The sequence below is a fragment of the Bacillus sp. FSL W8-0116 genome (assembly GCF_038003825.1).
GTDB classification, from domain to species: Bacteria; Bacillota; Bacilli; order Bacillales; family DSM-4216; genus Bacillus_O; species Bacillus_O smithii.
The window spans coordinates 7,501-9,164 of record NZ_JBBOPY010000003.1; the positions used below are offsets into that span (position 1 = coordinate 7,501).

General features: G+C 47.1%; 1 protein-coding gene (running past one end of the window). It reads right to left on the bottom strand.

Translation table 11 applies throughout. The features are described from left to right. Positions 1–1,127, bottom strand: the 5' portion of a protein-coding gene (locus N1I86_RS16620) for an IS701 family transposase (RefSeq protein WP_003353085.1). 55 nt of this gene lie to the left of the window's left edge; only the first 1,127 of its 1,182 coding nucleotides appear in the window; its start codon is at positions 1,125–1,127; its stop codon lies beyond the left edge, outside the window. Between the last annotated feature and the right edge of the window lie 537 nt (positions 1,128–1,664).

A 1,664-nucleotide genomic window follows, 5' to 3' on the forward strand; every position in this document is an offset into this window, starting at 1 on the left:
GCACGATAAATGAACTCCACGAGGCTATGTCCTTTTCTCTTGCGCAGGAGATCGAGCCCATCCGAAACATCACTGTTCGACTCGAACATGCTGTACACGTAAGCAAGCTGCACCAAGATCCAGTAGCGTTTCACCGCCCGACGTCCGCGAACGCGGTATCCATCGAGTTTCAGCTGGTCTTTCGCTTGACGGAAAAAACATTCGATCGACCAACGCTCGGCATAGTAGCACAAGATGTCTTCATCGCTTAGCTCGCGATCGGTGCTCAAGACGCAATGAAGATGTTTCGGTGTCATCGGCTGATCGGCTTTCCATGCGAGCAGCACCACGGCATCCTTGAGACCGTTCAGAGCACCTTCGTAGCGATACACCCGATAACGCTCTTTTCCCACCGTGACGAGGCGGGTATCCCGTGGCTCCATAGATTTGGCAAATTCCTTTGCTTGAATGGCCGTCCCTTTTGGATAGAGAATCCGATTCGTCTTGAGCATCGCGATGACGTGGAACCCTTTTTTCAAGCAGGCTCCCACGAGGGTTTTCGATGGATACCAAGAGTCCATGAGCACATAAACGGGTCGACTCACATCCAACGAAGAAAGCATCTCGATCGCGAGTTCCCCTTTGCTTTTCCCCGCCGTCTTGTCGTAGAGGCGAAAGGCAAAAGGAAACGCTTGGGTCATCGTATGAACCATGAGCCAAACGAGAGAATGTCCCCAGATCGACTTTTTCTCTGCGTGAGAATAGTGCCAATCACACCCTTGAATGGCGTGTGTTGCCCGTGACGAGGGCTTCGTTTTTTGGCAAATCGTATCATCGATCGAAACAAAAATGGGTTGATTCTCTCGTTTCGAGCTGCGTTCGACACGATGAAGCACCCACTGCTGGAGTTTGCGAAGCAACGTCTCTTCTTCCCATGGGCTTTTCGTGAAAAAATGGCTGAGTGTCGTGCGATGGTTCGGATGAAAACTCCCGTGATGTAGATCGGTCAGTGTTCCCGAAAAGCCCTTTGTAATCATCGCATCCACGATATGAACGAGATGCTTCATGACAGGTTTTGAGAAATAAAGTGCCAACCCCAACATCGTCAAAAACTTGTGGATTCCTAGGTGATGTGCTAATCTATTCATGAGACATGAACCCCCTTGTGAGTAGTTGTGGCACATCTATTCTAACCAAGGAATCGGGTTCATGTCTTCTTTTTTGTTTGGTTGTAAATTTATGTTAGCGAATTTGCTCATCTACAGTTTATTATCAAAACGTATGTTTTTAGGAAATAGGGGGCAACACAAATGGAAACCAATAATCGAAACTGTTTAAGATGCCAAGAAGAGATGACTAGGGTGGTCTGTAATCCCCGGCGGTGGCGGGGGAGTATTGCTAATTGAAAAGATGAAGTCAGGATTCTTTAAAGGAAAAACGTCAAGCGTTAACGCATTTGTATGCACTCAATGTGGGTATGTAGAACTTGTTGCTGAAAATCCAGCAATTTTCAAAGAAAAATAAGTTTTATGAATTTCTAATCGAGTAGGAGGGAGCGATGAACTCCCGTCCTCTCACACCACCGTACGTACGGTTCCGTATACGGCGGTTCAATTAAGATCATTGACGCAAGTCTTTATAACTTCCGTGAATAGCTGTTCTCTTTATGCCAGTGGTCACTCCAC